The 16,243-nt window shown below is 47.1% G+C and carries 14 protein-coding genes; 2 read left to right on the forward strand and 12 right to left on the reverse strand.

From position 1 onward, the window contains the following. The first annotated feature begins 74 nt into the window (after positions 1–74). Together hemB and hemL are read left to right on the forward strand one after the other, a co-directional pair. Positions 75–1,049 (forward strand): porphobilinogen synthase, encoded by a 975-nt coding sequence (hemB, locus tag P2W70_RS06205; protein ID WP_276480571.1) that lies wholly within the window; start codon positions 75–77, stop codon positions 1,047–1,049. A 50-nt stretch (positions 1,050–1,099) separates the two neighbouring features. Then, positions 1,100–2,389, forward strand: coding sequence for a glutamate-1-semialdehyde 2,1-aminomutase (hemL, locus tag P2W70_RS06210; protein ID WP_276480572.1), 1,290 nt, complete (start codon positions 1,100–1,102; stop codon positions 2,387–2,389). 121 nt (positions 2,390–2,510) lie between these two features. Here hemL and P2W70_RS06215 read toward each other — a convergent pair whose 3' ends face one another. The 12 genes from P2W70_RS06215 to P2W70_RS06270 form a co-directional block, all read right to left on the reverse strand. Then, entirely contained in the window at positions 2,511–3,251 is a 741-nt protein-coding gene (locus P2W70_RS06215) for a tyrosine-protein phosphatase (RefSeq protein ID WP_276480573.1), read from the reverse strand. Positions 3,252–3,281: 30 nt separating this feature from the next. Next, positions 3,282–4,220 carry a GDP-L-fucose synthase gene (gene fcl / locus P2W70_RS06220; RefSeq protein WP_276480574.1) on the reverse strand — a complete coding sequence of 313 codons (939 nt, stop codon included), beginning with the start codon at positions 4,218–4,220 and terminating at the stop codon, positions 3,282–3,284. Between the two features lie 41 nt (positions 4,221–4,261). After that, positions 4,262–5,377, reverse strand: a complete 1,116-nt coding sequence (gene gmd, locus P2W70_RS06225) for a GDP-mannose 4,6-dehydratase (RefSeq protein ID WP_276480575.1) — start codon at positions 5,375–5,377, stop codon at positions 4,262–4,264. A 5-nt stretch (positions 5,378–5,382) separates the two neighbouring features. Then, positions 5,383–6,129 (reverse strand): glycosyltransferase family 2 protein, encoded by a 747-nt coding sequence (locus tag P2W70_RS06230; protein ID WP_276480576.1) that lies wholly within the window; start codon positions 6,127–6,129, stop codon positions 5,383–5,385. Between the two features lie 13 nt (positions 6,130–6,142). Next, complete coding sequence (locus tag P2W70_RS06235) at positions 6,143–7,882, reverse strand: carbamoyltransferase family protein (RefSeq protein ID WP_276480577.1); 1,740 nt, start codon at positions 7,880–7,882, stop codon at positions 6,143–6,145. Between the two features lie 2 nt (positions 7,883–7,884). After that, on the reverse strand, positions 7,885–9,033 hold the full coding sequence (locus P2W70_RS06240; protein ID WP_276480578.1) for a glycosyltransferase: 1,149 nt from the start codon (positions 9,031–9,033) through the stop codon (positions 7,885–7,887). Positions 9,034–9,042: 9 nt separating this feature from the next. Continuing rightward, complete coding sequence (gene asnB, locus P2W70_RS06245; RefSeq protein WP_276480579.1) at positions 9,043–10,902, reverse strand: asparagine synthase (glutamine-hydrolyzing); 1,860 nt, start codon at positions 10,900–10,902, stop codon at positions 9,043–9,045. Between the two features lie 119 nt (positions 10,903–11,021). Beyond that, on the reverse strand, positions 11,022–11,918 hold the full coding sequence (locus P2W70_RS06250) for a hypothetical protein (RefSeq protein WP_276480580.1): 897 nt from the start codon (positions 11,916–11,918) through the stop codon (positions 11,022–11,024). 207 nt (positions 11,919–12,125) lie between these two features. After that, on the reverse strand, positions 12,126–13,112 hold the full coding sequence (locus P2W70_RS06255) for a glycosyltransferase family 4 protein (protein WP_276480581.1): 987 nt from the start codon (positions 13,110–13,112) through the stop codon (positions 12,126–12,128). Further along, positions 13,112–14,317 carry a hypothetical protein gene (locus P2W70_RS06260; protein ID WP_276480582.1) on the reverse strand — a complete coding sequence of 402 codons (1,206 nt, stop codon included), beginning with the start codon at positions 14,315–14,317 and terminating at the stop codon, positions 13,112–13,114. The genes P2W70_RS06255 and P2W70_RS06260 overlap by 1 nt, the downstream gene beginning before the upstream one ends. 203 nt (positions 14,318–14,520) lie before the next feature. Further along, positions 14,521–15,645, reverse strand: a complete 1,125-nt coding sequence (locus tag P2W70_RS06265) for a glycosyltransferase (RefSeq protein WP_276480583.1) — start codon at positions 15,643–15,645, stop codon at positions 14,521–14,523. A gap of 5 nt (positions 15,646–15,650) precedes the next feature. After that, entirely contained in the window at positions 15,651–16,241 is a 591-nt protein-coding gene (locus tag P2W70_RS06270) for a class I SAM-dependent methyltransferase (protein WP_276480584.1), read from the reverse strand. Positions 16,242–16,243: the final 2 nt, after the last annotated feature.

Below are 16,243 nucleotides of genomic sequence, written 5' to 3' on the forward strand. Positions count from 1 at the left end.
CTAACTGAGAGATCATACCAAGCATCTAAACAGCCTGAAGACTACATTGGGTCTGCAGGCCTAAAATATACCGTATGTATTTGCAAAGAAGAAACAGGATACTCAGGCAATCTCCGGCTATCCGGGCAATGGTAGCAGAAACTATCCTGACACCCAGCAATTTCATTGTGCCATTGTTTATCGACGAGGGATCAGGTATAAAAACGGAGATCCCTTCAATGCCTGGCATTTATCGCATGAGCCTGGATAATACCGTCAAAGAAGTAAAGGAATTGTGGAATATGGGATTGAAGAGTGTACTACTCTTTATTAAATGCAAGGATGAGCTGAAAGATAATAAAGGGACAGAAGCGTTGAACCCTCAAGGACTGATGCAGCGCAGCATCCGAGCTATCAAGGATGCATGGCCCGACATGCTGGTGATGACCGATGTAGCCCTCGACCCCTTCTCTTCTTACGGCCACGATGGCATTGTAGAAGGTTCGGAGATTGTAAACGACGCTACCGTGGAAGTATTGGCTCAAATGAGTGTAAGCCATGCAGAAGCCGGTGCCGATTTCGTAGCGCCCAGTGATATGATGGATGGCCGCATTGGTGCTATCCGTGCAGCGCTGGAAGGGAATAATTTCACTAAAACTGGCATTATGAGCTACAGCGCCAAATACGCCTCCAGCTTCTACGGCCCCTTCCGCGACGCTCTGGATTCTGCACCTGGATTTGGTGACAAGAAGACCTACCAAATGGATTATGCCAACCGTAGGGAAGCCATCAGGGAAACATTGATGGATATAGAAGAAGGGGCAGACATCGTAATGGTAAAGCCAGCGCTCGCCTACCTCGATATCATTCGGGAAGTGAAGGATAATGTAGATGTTCCCGTCAGTGCTTACAATATAAGCGGTGAGTATGCAATGATCAAAGCGGCCGCGAAAATGGGGTGGCTCAATGAAGACAAGGCTATCCTGGAAACCTTGACTGCCATTAAGCGCGCTGGAGCCGACCTGATCGCTACCTATTTCGCAAAAGATGCAGTACGGCTTATCTCTTAAAAGCACAATAGCTGCTGCTTCAATTCAAACCTGATCTTCATCTCACACATATGAACATACAAAAGAGCGAATCACTGTTTCAACGTGCCCAGCAATCGATTCCGGGAGGCGTTAATTCTCCCGTACGTGCCTTTAAGAGCGTAGGAGGCAACCCCTTGTTTATTTCGAAAGCCAAAGGGGCATATCTGTATGATGCCGATGGCAATCAATATACCGACTATATCGCTTCCTGGGGCCCCATGATCCTCGGACATGCTTATGGTCCCGTGATCAAAGCCATACAGGAGCAGGCCGTGGATTCCACATCGTACGGAGCACCCACCGAGCTGGAGATAAAAATGGCTGAACTGATCAAAAGCATGGTACCCAATGTTGACCTGATACGCATGGTGAGCAGCGGTACGGAAGCTTGTATGAGTGCCATTCGCGTAGCCCGTGGTTATACCGGTCGCAATAAGATCATCAAATTTGAAGGTTGCTACCATGGGCATGCTGATTCTTTCCTGGTGAAAGCTGGCAGCGGTGTAGCGACTTTTAATATACAGACGGTGCCTGGCGTTACTGCCGGCGTGGCCAATGATACCCTCACCTGCGCCTACAACGACCTCGCCGCCGTGGAGCAACTCGTTGCTGCACACAAGGGTGAAATAGCTGCCATTATTATCGAACCCGTTGCCGGTAACATGGGCTGCATTTTGCCCAATCCCGGTTTCCTTGAGGCCCTTCGTAAGATCTGTACGTCTGAAGGCATCCTCTTCATTTTCGATGAAGTGATGACAGGCTTCCGACTTGCCAAAGGGGGTGCACAGGAACGCCTGGGCATCGACGCGGACCTCGTGACCTACGGCAAAGTGATTGGTGCAGGTATGCCCGTAGGTGCTTTTGGAGGTAAACGCCAATATATGGAAGTAGTATCTCCGCTGGGAAGCGTGTACCAGGCAGGCACGCTGAGTGGTAACCCGATCGCCATGATTGCCGGTTACACCCTGCTTTCCGTCCTCAACGAGCAACCACAGCTGCTGCAACAAATAGAAGAAAAAACACTGTACCTGAAAGACGGACTTGACAAAGTATTGGCGGCAACGGGAACACCCTATGTCATCAATCAACTGGGATCTATGATCAGTGTGCACTTCAGTGCCACCCCTGTCACAGACTTTACTTCAGCAGCGGCCGCCAACAACCAGTTGTTCAACAAGTTCTTCCACGCCATGCTCAACAGGGGGGTATACCTTCCACCATCGGCATTTGAAAGCTGGTTCCTGAACAATGCGCTTACAAAAGAAGACCTTGATGCCACCATAAAGGCAGCAAAGGACAGTCTACAGGAAATCCTGTAACAAACTAATACAATAAAAACAGCCGCCTTGTGCGATTGCTGCTAAAGCGATCACGCACAAGGCGGCTGTCTCGTTGTTAAGAAGTTGGGAAACTTATGACACAGTGGAGAACGATCCGGCTTTATAGAGAAGTATTCATAATCTTACCGGAGTCGAGAATCGTATTAACGCTATTCATGAGCGTGGTTGAGGTGGTCAACGCCTCCAGGTGACGTTCATGGTGCAAATCAGTACCCAACAAGTCTATGTATTTCTTTTTGACAAGGTACTGTGCCAGTTCATGGGTTATTTTGCCATAATATCCGGTCAGCGATAATAAATTCAGCTGAAAATAACAGCCCGCTTCTTTCAACTCATCGAACCATTCTTTCTGCGATACCAAATAATTGTACCGCTCCGGATGAGCGAGAATTGGTTTATACCCTTTGATCTGCAGCTCGAAGAGCATATCCTTGAGGTTGCGGGGGGGGGCAATGAAGGAGAATTCAACCAATACCAGATTGTCTTTGATCGGTAATAAGGGAATATTCTGTTGCAGCAAACTATCAAAATGATCGTCTAGATAGTATTCTGCCGCGGCTTTGACAGGCGCTGCAATCCCCTCCTGTTGGATCGCAGTCTCCAACTTGTTATGTGCGGCTCCTATGGATGTTGCAGTATTCTTGTGCACATCCCACATGATATGAGGTGTAGCAATAAACTGACGGTAGCCCAATTGCTGCAGCCCCTTGATCAACATCAGGGAAGTTGCCTCATCCGGGCTACCGTCATCTATACCTGGTATCAGGTGCGAATGCATGTCCGTACCTAATACACTCAGGTTAACTTTAGCAACATGCTTCTTTTTAAAAATAGAGAACATGCTAACTGATTGTCAATTTCCGTGCCGTCGCTATTGTGCCACAGCTTCAGCCTTTGCGAATTCTTTATACACTTTTGCCACTCCTTCCGGTAATTCGATCTTGTGTTTCCACCCCATACTGTGGAGTTTTGACACATCCATCAGTTTACGCGGAGTACCGTCGGGCTTTGTCAGATCGTGCTGGATCTCGCCTTGATAACCCACTACATCTTTGATCAACAGGGCCAGATCTTTGATCGTCACATCTTCGCCGGTACCGATGTTGACCAGGCCCTCTTCGTTGTAATGCTGCATCAGGTAAAAACAGGCATCAGCCAGGTCATCTGCATGCAAAAACTCTCGACGAGGGCTACCTGTACCCCACATTACCACAGCGGGATCATTTTTCAGCTTGGCCTCGTGGATCTTGCGGATCAATGCCGGCAGTACGTGAGAATTATTGAGGTCATAATTATCGTTGGGGCCGTATAGGTTGGTAGGCATTACCGATATGAAGTTACAACCATACTGAGCGCGGTAAGCGTCACACATTTTGATCCCCGCAATTTTTGCAATTGCATAGGGTTCATTGGTGGGCTCCAGCAACCCCGTCAACAGGTAGTCTTCCTTCAAGGGCTGGGGTGCCAATTTAGGGTAGATACAAGATGAACCGAGGAACATCAGCTTCTTCACCTTTTCCAGGTAAGCAGCATGAATGACATTGTTCTGTATCATCAGGTTCTCGTAGATGAAATCAGCACGGTAGACGTTGTTGGCCTGAATACCACCCACCCGGGCAGCTGCGAGTATAACATAGTCTGGCTTTTCGGCTGCAAAGAAATCCTCTACGGCCTGCTGGTTGCGCAGGTCCAATTCTTTGGAAGTTCTCAAAACCAGGTTGTTATATCCCTCTGCCTGCAACCGCCGCACAATGGCAGATCCCACCATCCCTCTATGGCCTGCCACATATATCTTATCAGACTTATTCATGGTTGTACTACTTGAAATAACTTACAAAATTAGGTCAAATACTATTCAAACTGGTTGCGTACATAGTAACCTTCACCTTTCAGTAACACCTCTTTCTTGAACAGCTCTACATCATTGGCAACCATTTCTTTAACCAGGCCGGCCAGGTCATATTTAGGTTTCCAGCCCAATTGCGTCTGTGATTTGGTCGGGTCACCGATCAGCAGATCGACCTCTGTTGGACGATAGTAGCGCGCGTCAACGGCCACAACTTCTTTACCGATAGCGACCTTGTAGTCAGGATTGCTGGTGGCAGTAACTACCCCCACTTCTTTCTCATCTTTACCTTTAAACTCTACTGTAACACCTACTTCGGCAAAAGCCATGCGAACAAACTCGCGTACAGGTGTAGTTACACCGGTTGCGATCACATAGTCTTCCGGCTTAGGCTGCTGGAGTATCAGGTACATGGCCTCAACATAATCCTTGGCATGTCCCCAATCACGCTTGGCATCGAGGTTGCCCAGATAGATCTTTTCCTGGAGGCCAAGAGCGATCTTCGCTACACCACGGGTAATTTTCCGGGTTACGAATGTTTCTCCACGCAGGGGTGATTCGTGGTTAAAGAGGATACCGTTTACGGCATACATATCATAAGCTTCGCGGTAATTTACTGTGATCCAGTAAGCATACATTTTCGCGACTGCATAAGGAGAGCGAGGATAGAAAGGCGTTCTTTCCGATTGAGGGATCTCCTGTACTTTACCATACAGTTCGGAAGTAGAAGCCTGGTAAATCTTGGTTTTTTTTGTCAATCCCAGCAGGCGAACAGCCTCCAGGATACGCAACGTACCAATTCCGTCAGCATTGGCGGTGTACTCCGGCGTTTCAAAGCTCACGGCCACATGGCTCATCGCAGCGAGGTTGTAGATCTCATCTGGTTGAGTTTCCTGAATGATCCTGATCAGGTTGGTCGAATCGGTAAGATCGCCATAGTGCAGTTTCAGTTGCACATTTTTCTCATGGGGATCCTGGTACAGGTGGTCGATACGTTCGGTATTGAAGAGCGAACTTCTACGCTTAACGCCATGTACGATGTACCCTTTCTTCAAAAGCAGGTCAGTTAAGTAAGCACCATCCTGACCGGTAACGCCGGTAATTAAAGCAACTTTGGCCATAGTGTTTATCTGGTTATAAATTGAAATATTTTACGTATTGGCTTGAGCCAAATCGTAAAAAAAAATGGTTTCAGATCATTCAGCGCCCAGGCTCGCCTGTCTTCCTGGTTGGCCCTGAGCCTGTTCTTTAAGCTGGCATTGCTCATTCCTCCTGCCCTCATCTTCACCAATACCCGGGGGATATAACCTGCCCGTGCATTATGTCGAACCAAAATGCGCAGCATCATTTCATAATCGGCAGCAGATCGTAAATCGGTGTTGAAAATTCCTACCTCGTCGTATATCTTGCGGCGCACAAAGAAAGTCGGATGCGGTGGCATCCACCCATAATAAAAGTATTTCCGTTTGTACCGGCCGCTTCGCCAATGTCGGGTGACTACGTAAACGTCATTTTTTTTAACATATTGTAGATCACCGTATACAACATCTATAGAAGGATCTTTGAATAGCGTCATTACTTGCGCCAGAACTGCCGGGTTGTCATAGAAGTCATCAGAATTCAGAATTCCGACTACATCGCCGGTGGCCAGCCCAATCCCTTTGTTCATAGCGTCATAAATGCCATTGTCCTTTTCACTGACCACTTTGGTTACGTGGGGAAACGATTTTACAATATCGAGTGTATTATCGCGTGAAAGCCCGTCTACAATAATATGCTCGATGGCAACGTCCTGTTGTTGCGCCACGCTGTTAAGGGTATCCTGAACCGTTTCGGCACTGTTGAAGGTAGCCGTGATGATAGATATTTTCATGGATTTGAGGCGATTACCCGTTCCTGGTGATCACGCAATTTTCCAGAACAAGCATGTCCATATTTGTCCTTAGAAAGCATTCCAATGCATTTTCGGGCGAATTCACGATGGGCTCGTTTTCGTTGAAGGAGGTATTTAATAATATAGGTACACCTGTTTTCTGCCGGAATGTTTCGATCAACTGATAATAACGCGGAGTTAGCTCCTTGTCCACGGTTTGCAGGCGCCCGGTACCGTCCACGTGTGTAACGGCAGGGATGGATGCATGTTTTTCAGCTTTGATGGGGAATACCTTCTCCATAAAAGGTACATTGTCGTTTACCTCAAAATACTCGGATACATATTCCTTCAGGATGGAAGGAGCAAAAGGCCGGAAGCTTTCCCGCCTCTTGATTTTTGAATTCAACAACTCTTTGGCATCCAGCCTTCTGGGATCAGCCAAAATGGAACGGGCCCCCAGCGCCCGGGGGCCAAACTCGGCCCGGCCGTTGAACCATCCCACAACACCAGCATCGATCAGGCGATTGGCCACTTTCTCGTACAGTTCTTCATCCGAATAACGGGTATATTCAATATTTCTCGACTTTAGGTAGGCTTCAATCACCTCGTTGGTAAACCGGCTTCCAGTATAAGCGGTCCAGATAGGAGCCTTTCGTGGCTGGTTTAGCACCTGGTTGTATACATACAGGGCAGCCCCCATAGAAATGCCAGCGTCATGACCGGCAGAAGGGATATAAACTTCCTGAAAACCTGTGTTACGCGTGATCTTCCCATTGGCCACGGAATTCTGGGCAACGCCACCTGCAATACAAACCTTCGACAGTCCCGTTGTTTTCTTCAGATGCTCCAGGATGTGAAAGATCAGCTCCTCGGTAAATCGCTGTACAGAGGCAGCCAGGTCCTTGTGGTACTGAGTAAGCGGCTCGTCTTTCTTACGGACGGCTCCAAACTTCTCTTCCATCAAGGGGGTGTACAGCGACGCCACTACCGGGATATGATCTTCCCCGTAGGTAACGATACCCTGTTTGGCAGAACGGAAGTACTTGAGGTTGAGGGTAAACAGGCCATTGCTTTTGTCAATTACCAATACATCCCGCAATTTATCTACATATTTGGCTTCCCCATATGGAGCCAGGCCCATCACTTTGTATTCGTCACCATAGTGAGGAAAACCCAGCAATTGGGTAAAGGCAGAATAGAAAATACCTACCGAATGCGGGAAATCAACAGAGTCGATCACTTCGATCTTGTTGCCTTTGCCACGGCCGATCATGGTCGTGGTAAAATCACCCGATCCGTCAATAGACAGCAAAGCGGCTTCTTCAAAAGGGGAGGCGAAAAAGGCAGACGCCAGGTGACTGCGGTGGTGCTCCACCTGGTGGATCTTGGCTTTGATAGCCGCTTTGTCCACACCGGGATCCAACTGGTAGAACTCATCCTCGAGCGAAGACACTTTACGTGCATTCTTCAACCTGTCCAATACGGCGTTCCATCCGCCACCAGGGTTCTTCAGCAGGAACATGATCTTATTCCGTAGTTTGGCCCGTGGATCACGTCCAATGGCAATATGATCAACCTCCTGCAGCGTGATACCTGCTTCCTGCAGGCAAAACTGGATCGCCATGGAAGGAAAACCAGCCCAGTGCTTTACCCGCCGGAATCGTTCCTCTTCGGTTGCGGCGATCATTACACCGTCCTTGAATATTGCAGCAGATGAATCGGCGTGGTAAGCATTAATGCCAAGTATGTACATCTTTAATTAAATAGCTTTTGATAAATTATGTTGAGTTCCTGAATATTAACTTTTTGCTGAACAAACAGCCAGGCACCTTTCGACCACTTGTCGTATTCTTCCTGCCCAAATGCAGTTGCCTGTTGCAAAGCCGCGGTAAATTGTTGTTGGTGGGCCAGCGAAAGATCCCAACCCGCATAGGCAGCCGACAGTTGGCGCCAGGGCGTCTGATCACTGATCAGGGCTGGCTTTCCGGCCGCCAACGCCTCAAAAATTGCATGCCCGAAGTTCTCTCCCTGCGTAGGAAGGCCAAAAATATGGTGTTCTGCAAGGATTGCTGGTAATTTATGGTTGGGTATCTCTCCCCGGAAATCGACCCGGATACCGGCTGAAAGACCTTCAGCGATATCCCGGCAGCGTGTAGCAAAGCCCTTGTCTTCCTCATTGCCTATGATCGTCAATACAATATTGCCCTGCACGGGCTGCAGGCAGGTGAGCAGCACATCCAGGTTTTTGATCGGATGCAACCTGCCGACAAACAATACATTCAGCTGACCAGGCAGCTTGGGCAAACTACCTGGATAGGGAGGAATATAACCGGGCCAGTTGGGCGCCAAAACCGTTTCGGTCTCTTGACCAAAAGTCTTTTTAATATCTTTAAACTCGGTGTCGTCAGTAGCCTGAAAGCTGATATGTCGGCTCAAGCCCAACACCCGGAATAATGACAGGTAGATCTTCTTTTTCAGCGATTTGAATTGCAGCGCACTGGATCTGAGCATGCCACGAGGGGCCAGTACAACCCTGGCAGGCCAGCCTTTCTGACGACTTGCAAGTAATGGATAGATGGTAAAGAACCTGGAGAACATGCTGTTGAGATAGATCACAGAAGGGTTTACCTCGTCGAGTACCCCTTTTACCGTGTTCATGCTCAACCGATCGGGTGAACAATAGAAAACCGATACCCGCTGATCATAATTGATCCATTCATTCGCCTTTATGCCTTCATAAGGCTCGGTTGCGCCAAGGTCACGGTCGGCCGTAAAAACATACACGTCATAATCAGACTGCATGTGCTTGACAAAATTCACCGCTGATCGTATCGGTCCGCCAGCCTTATACCCCGGATCGAACCAATCGATAAAAACCAAAATAGATCTACGCAGATCGTTCATACAGGGCAATTAATTACTGCTATTTTTCTCCATCCAGTACTCCAACACCACAAAAAGCCACAGCTCCATCCACCGGACGCTGGGGTCGCCTTGCTGGAATCTTTTCCAGTAGGCGAGTATTTCTTTGCCTTTGATAAAATCGCGTTCGCCGATACGTTTCAATCGCTGATCACAGAACTCAAACAACTCGTTCTTCATCCACACGGCCCAGGGAAACAAAAAGCCCTGTTTACGGCGATGCACGGTTTCCTGCGGCAGCAATCCCTGCAGAGCATCCACCAGAAGGCTTTTGGGCGTATGGGGAAACTTCAGCTCATCGGGTATGCCAAGCACATATGAGATAAGATCATGATCAAAGAATGGCTCACGAACCTCCAGCGATACTGCCATGCTCATCTGATCGGTATCCTTCAATAAGGTATGTTGGGTATAGCCAAGGTATTCGGCAATGGAAACCTGCCCCAGGTCGGGAAATCTTTCAAAATTTCCCCTCAATTCCGACAGATTTTGCTGTAGGGCTGTTGTGGACGAGTCGAGATGGGTGAGCCGGGACATCAGCCCTGACGACAGGATGCGCCGAAACTCAGGATAGAAAGAAGCAATAGAGCAGTCAGGCGCTTTCAGCAATTGCTGCATCCTGTCAGCTTTGCTGGAAGCCTTAAGCCTCAATATGCCAGCTGCTGCCGATCGCACTGGGCCACTTATATTCCACAGAGACCGCAGCTTCCTAAGCTGCAAGTATTGTTTAAAGAAGGGATAGCCAGCAAACAATTCATCACCACCAACACCTGATAATGCTACGGTCAGTCCATTCTGCCGAATGGCTTTAGATACCACGTAAGTATTGACACCATCGCCGCTGGGCATATCCATTGCATCAAGAGCATTGGTAAGTTCATCCAGGAAAACAGAAGGATGAAGCAATACCTGGCTATGGTTTGTATTGAATTTTCGGGCTATCTGTTCAGCATAATCCGATTCATCAAATTCTTTCTCGTGAAAACCGATGGTAAACGTATTGGGACGGGAACTGCTTATCTCCGCCATGAGGCCCACCACAGCACTTGAGTCGATACCCCCAGAAAGGAACGCGCCAATCGGCACATCACTTATCAGGCGCCGTTCCACTGAGTTGCGCATTAACCGACGGATATGCTGCAAAACTTCCTGACGATCGCCATAGTTAGCAGCGACGGGTGTTTGGGTTATATCCCAGTATTTCTTCGCCGTGATCCTTTTATCTTGAATCGTAATACAGGAGCCTGCATCCAGCTGAACGATGTGATCAACGATCGACAAGGGAAATCCAATCGACTGAAAGCTCAGGAATTCCCTGACTGCTGCTTTGTTGATACTATTGGGCACCAACCCACTTGCAAGTACACCCCTCACCTCTGACGCAAAAAGAAAATGGTGATCGCTTACAAAATAATATAACGGCTTAACGCCCATCCTGTCACGCGCAACGAACAATACCTTGTCCCTGCGATCCCAAATGGCAAAAGCAAACATACCCTTCAACAAAGGAAGACAGTCAGCTCCCCATTTGAGGTACGCAGCCAACAAGACCTCCGTATCGCCATTTGTAGAAAAAGGATACTCCGTAAGCTGTTGCCTGATCTCCAGGAAATTGTATATCTCCCCGTTGAATACGATGACGTAACGCCCTGAATGATCGGCAAAAGGCTGGTTGGCAGCTGTAGAAAGATCGATGATCGAAAGTCGTCGATGCCCCAGCATCACCCCATCTTCCACAAAATCATTATGAGCATCGGGACCACGATGTGCCATCGCATCCGTCATCTTTTTGATCAGCGACCGGTCGGCCGCTGGTTGTTTGAAATGAAGTATACCGGCTATGCCGCACATAGTCGTAAAAGGTTAAATGAATATAGCCGCAATACGTAGCTCGGAACCGGGTTCCGGGTAAACGTTAACAACGATAAAATTGATTAAGTAGTACCGAAAAGAGAGGAAACGTTATTTAATCATGCCGATACCGAAGCATGTACTGGCTCTTCGGGCTTTATGGCGGCAGTGGAATCCTGCCTCCTGTGCCGCTGCTTAATGATAACATTGACAGAAAAAAGGATCACCAGCAGGTATGCGCACAACGTTATGTTAAAGAATACACCGTACTTATTTAATCCCAGGCTCCTGATAGAGTAGCTATCTGTTTCTTCACGCCCCATCGTCCAATACATTACATTTTTAATCAGGGGCATGATCACAGGGATTTTGTCCCAATTCGTATACCGCGCACTTTCATACCGGTAAGCCATGTTATAATCTGCTGACACCTGCTGCTGGTAAGATGCCCAGTTCTGCTGCACATCTGCAAAACCAGCCAGCATTCCATCCGGCTTTTTAAAGTAAGCATTGCTTAACCCATCAAGCACTACCCAACCGTGTGATGTTTTGGCCTCCACGATGATATGACCGGCACTTTGACCATCAACCGTCATCTGCGGGATCCTTACATCCACATTCATTTCCTGTAGCAGCCTCGCCAGCATATACGCGTGACTTCCACAAGCTCCCTGCGCAGTCATCAGATCTACACCCACAGGCTGGATGATTTCGGCTTTAACACCTTTCACAGGCCGATCGCCAAAGATAGCCAGGCGGTCGACACCGAGTCGATGTATAAGATGAACGCTATTGATCAGTAAACTATCTTCTTGTATGGCCGACGAAGAACCTTCGGGCATTTGCGCATAAACGTATTGAGCGAGAGAAGTGAATACCTTCTTTTCGTATTGCTTTTCAGTAAAGAAATAAAAAAGGGAAGCCAGCAAAAATCCGTTGAGAAACATTAAAACATATTTCCCTCTCCTTGCGGCGAAAACCTTTGTTCCTGAGATAATGCGACGAAATAAGCTCATAAGATAACGACATTCTAACTTTAGAATTCCAAGTCGGTATCGGATTTAGGAGGAATACACCGGCACTTTTCAAGATTATCTTATAGAGTAAACAAGAGAACTTGTAGCGCAATACAAAAAAAGTGAATGGGTATCGGGCGCATATTACACAAAATCGAAGGGATGACTGTGCAGCCGGAATTAAAAACATATTAAATAAGACACCATTCATCGTACAACGTTCTGATATACACTCAAATATTTATCCGCCACAGAACTTATTTCATATTGTTTAACATTACCTAGCCCTTTTTCGATCAATGTTCTACGATAGCCCGCATCGTCAATGACCTTCTGAACGCCATGCCTGATTGCGGTCACATCGAATGGATCAACCAGGCAAGCTCCGTCTCCAGCCACCTCTTTCATCGGACTGATAGCACTCGTAATAACAGCACGGCCAGACTGCTGTGCCTCAATGATGGGCAGGCCAAATCCCTCATAGGTAGATGGAAACAAAACCAGGTCACAAGCCGCATATTCGTTGGCCAACTCCTGCTCAGAAATACCAGTAAGAGATCTATACGGAATACCGGCTGCTTTTAATTGTGCCGCCTTATCCGCATCAACCTTTCCGATGATGGTCAGCAGACAATGAATACCCTTTAAAGCTTCAATCACTCTTATCAAATTCTTATTGGGCGTTGAACCAATGAATAAAATAGCAGGTTGATCACTATTAAACACCTTGTCTGCCCGAATAAAATTTGCACTAACCGGATTCGGGATCACTACGACTTTCTCCGGTGAACAGCCGGAAAAACGAATGATCTCCTGCCGTGACTTCTCCGAAATGGTGGTAATGGTGCGACAATGCCGAACCGGTAAGTCCAGAAACAGCCATTTCAAAACGCTTCTTTTGATGCCACTCGTTGTATGAAGAAAAACACAATCATGAATGGTCAGGATTGTCTTTTTGCCGGGCAAACCCAACACCAAATAATGTACATCGCCCGTAACGTGATACACATCAGCTTCTAATTGAAGTGCAAACCGCCAGTTACGGATCATATCCCTTGGTGTGACCCGCGAACCGGGCACAAACTGCTGTTCGGTCTGCACAGTCTTACCCAGCAATTCAGCGATTTGCTGAAAGATCTTTTCAATGCTGAAATAACCAGCCTGAGGCTTCCGGAAAACAAAACAAACTTTCATCAGGCCTTTTTATATATCCAACGCTGTAAGCGGGGGAAAAACGTTAGACACAAAACAGTATAGACAATATAATTGGTCAGTAAACGACCAAACAGGAATAACCCATCGGCCTCGAAAGAAATGAAATTATACAAGGTGATATTGATAATACCAAAGCGGAAAAGCAAATTTAACGCCTTCATGCTGTAAAAGGTCCGGTAGATCAAACCAACAAAAAGGGCCAACAAACCAAGCGGCAAATACATGCCCACGTAACCAAAATCGACATAACTATCGGCAAAATAACCAAGACTGAAGGAAGAGCCTTCTTTAAGGCCAGTATACTTAAGGCCGGAATACATACGTGCTTTCTCCGACGCATTGTATATCCCTTTATCGGGAAAAATGATCCGGGGAGAAATAACAAAGGAAATATTCTTGCCCCACACAGCGCCGTTCTGATACGGTATAAGGTAGGGCACCCGATCCATAGAAAGACTTAGGTTATGCAGGTATTGAACGCGGTATAAAGAGAGATCGATGGCCATCTTATAGTGCTTCCAGCTCAGGTCAGCGACCTGACTCTGCATTTTCGAGATTGCTTCGGAACGCTCAACGGCGACTACCTGTTCCCTACGTCCTTTATTTACAAACTGGCGATAGTCGTTCTTGATAGCTGCCCAGGTAAGCAGCAAAGAGATCAACAAGGCACCAGCCAGCAGTCCGTAAATCAATTGCTTGGGTCTGATATTGTTAACGAACGTCAACGAAATGATGATCGCAAAAAGCAGCACCTCCTTGAAATTCGAGAAATAGGATGTAAGAGAGGAGGCGAACTCATACAAGATGATGACAACAAAGACCACTCTATTCTTCTTTGTAAGCCATACCATAAAGCCATACATCATGAAAAAGACCCATTTCAAGGATGAAATAGTCACCAGCACCTGGTCGGCTCCGCCAGCATCACCAAAGAAGAAACGAATCGAAGTAAGAAAAACCGTCGCGACAATATAAACGACAAGCAACCGCTTGCTGTTGATCTTTTCAGCTTCGACCCTTAGCTGAGCCAGCGTAGGTATGGGTATATTGTTGATCGTAAAATGTATGATCACTGCCATGAACAATAGTCCGACACAACCTGCCAGCACAGCCATTGGTCCATTGGCAGAAAATCCAGAAATATCCTTATTGTAGCCATTCACCCAAAAAACGTAGGTAATCACCTGCAGCCATTGGAACAAGAAAGCAAAGATGAAAATTCCGGGCCTGTTGGATTTCCATAAAATGGCCAAAATAGCAACAATAGTTGCCACGCATAGACCGGTATATAGCCCATTTCTTGTGAATAAAGCCAGTGCCGCTGCCAATATTAGCAACGAAAAAACGGTAGGGCCTGTCAATACCTTGGGAGAAAGCGGATTACCAGTCAATTCAAAACGGTTTTAATAACTTCATCATACACCAACTCGTACTCCTTCGTCATTCTGGACACCGTCAACTCCGATGAAGCCTTACGATAGGCAGCCGCGGCCAGCCGGGTAATTTGCCCACGATCAAGCAGCAACAATTCCATCTGTTGCTTTAACGACACCGGATTGGTAGCCGGAAATATAAGACCTGTTTGATCATGCTCCACCAGTTCTATATTGCCACCCCGGTCCGAAACGATCACCGCTTTGGCCGACATCATCGACTCAATGATCGACAGCGAACAGGGCTCCTGTGATAGGCTGGGTACCACCACCACATCTACAGCCTTATAAATTTTCTCCTGGTCTACCTCGAAACCTTTCCAGATAAAATAGCTATCAAGGCCTTTTTCGGCGATCAGTTGACGCAACTTAACGGAATATTCGTTTTTATCATTCCCAAAGATCGACACTTCAAATCCGGAATGCCCTTCACGAACCAGCAACCCAACCGCTTCAATCAGGTTTTCATGCCCCTTCCACGGAACCACTTGCCCAATGATGCCAAACGAAAGCTTGCTGCCAATGGCAGCAGGAGCCTGGTTTGACTTGGGTGGCACGCCGTTATAAATAAGCCGGATCTTTTCTTCTGGTATCGACAGGTTCTTTAATGACCCAACTATATACCGCGATACGCCTGTAAGAATGCTCGCCTTCCTTTTAATAATTCCGTAAAAAAATCTATTCTTAAAGGTAGGCTGATCCGGGTCGTGTAAACCAAATACACAGTTCTCCTTTAAAAAAGGATATAACATAACGATCACACCGTAATAACAGAAATGACAAACATCCGGATTGAAATCACGCATTACCTTTCGACAAGTGGTTACCGCAGAGGGATAGTGCCGTATTGTGTCCCAGGTCCATTGGGGCCTGGTAATATAGATCCATCCGAGTTTTACCTCATCATAACCAACGCCTAGCTCCTTCAACTTAGCTTTGAACACGCCGTCATTCCACCCACTTATGATACAATGTACCTGATTGCCATTCTTTTTAAGCTCGCTGATAAGGTGGAGGGTAATAATCTCAACACCCGACACATAGGAACCTCCAACAAAAAACAAGATCTTTCTCGGCATGCGTGTTAACTTATTCGTCTCATGATATTCAATGAATCGATGGTCTCCACCTTTTCAAAAGATTTGTCGTGAACGATGACATCCTTAAAAAAAGCAATCGAGCCGAGCGCTACACGACCCGGATCAAATTCCGGAACAGTTGTATCATGCAGCGCGATGATGCCCCCGGGCCGTACTTTGAGGGAATATTGCTCCCAATCTTTTTTGATCCCATCATAGGAGTGATCACCGTCAATGAAAATAAAATCGCAGCTGGCTGGCACATCTGAAATGGCGTCACCGCTGAGCTTTTCGATCAGCACCACCTTCTTGTTGACCTTATGACGCTTCAAATTCAGCTTCGCTACATACTTATGAAAGCACACCCCAAGTTTTCCCTTGAAGAAGGGATCGATGCCATACAACTTACCCGCTGGCTTGATATGCTGACCGATCACCACGGTATTCACTCCTTCGAAAACGCCTATTTCAATAGCGAGATTGGCATCCTTGGCATAGCGTTCGATAGCCGCCCGTTCGTTTTTGGATGTCTGGGTGTTGGGAGCATCCACCTTAAAAAAATACTTTACTAAATGTAAAAGTTCGAGGCCTCTCATGT

Source organism: Paraflavitalea pollutisoli (assembly GCF_029360705.1).
Taxonomy (GTDB): Bacteria; Bacteroidota; Bacteroidia; order Chitinophagales; family Chitinophagaceae; genus Paraflavitalea; species Paraflavitalea pollutisoli.

Bases quoted from the DNA above. Each gene is read 5' to 3' on its own strand.
- hemB (WP_276480571.1), top strand. From the start codon at position 75: ATGTATTTGCAAAGAAGAAACAGGATACTCAGGCAATCTCCGGCTATC.
- hemL (WP_276480572.1), top strand. From the start codon at position 1,100: ATGAACATACAAAAGAGCGAATCACTGTTTCAACGTGCCCAGCAATCG.
- P2W70_RS06215 (WP_276480573.1), bottom strand. From the start codon at position 3,251: ATGTTCTCTATTTTTAAAAAGAAGCATGTTGCTAAAGTTAACCTGAGT.
- fcl (WP_276480574.1), bottom strand. From the start codon at position 4,220: ATGAATAAGTCTGATAAGATATATGTGGCAGGCCATAGAGGGATGGTG.
- gmd (WP_276480575.1), bottom strand. From the start codon at position 5,377: ATGGCCAAAGTTGCTTTAATTACCGGCGTTACCGGTCAGGATGGTGCT.
- P2W70_RS06230 (WP_276480576.1), bottom strand. From the start codon at position 6,129: ATGAAAATATCTATCATCACGGCTACCTTCAACAGTGCCGAAACGGTT.
- P2W70_RS06235 (WP_276480577.1), bottom strand. From the start codon at position 7,882: ATGTACATACTTGGCATTAATGCTTACCACGCCGATTCATCTGCTGCA.
- P2W70_RS06240 (WP_276480578.1), bottom strand. From the start codon at position 9,033: ATGAACGATCTGCGTAGATCTATTTTGGTTTTTATCGATTGGTTCGAT.
- asnB (WP_276480579.1), bottom strand. From the start codon at position 10,902: ATGTGCGGCATAGCCGGTATACTTCATTTCAAACAACCAGCGGCCGAC.
- P2W70_RS06250 (WP_276480580.1), bottom strand. From the start codon at position 11,918: ATGAGCTTATTTCGTCGCATTATCTCAGGAACAAAGGTTTTCGCCGCA.
- P2W70_RS06255 (WP_276480581.1), bottom strand. From the start codon at position 13,112: ATGAAAGTTTGTTTTGTTTTCCGGAAGCCTCAGGCTGGTTATTTCAGC.
- P2W70_RS06265 (WP_276480583.1), bottom strand. From the start codon at position 15,645: ATGCCGAGAAAGATCTTGTTTTTTGTTGGAGGTTCCTATGTGTCGGGT.
- P2W70_RS06270 (WP_276480584.1), bottom strand. From the start codon at position 16,241: ATGAGAGGCCTCGAACTTTTACATTTAGTAAAGTATTTTTTTAAGGTG.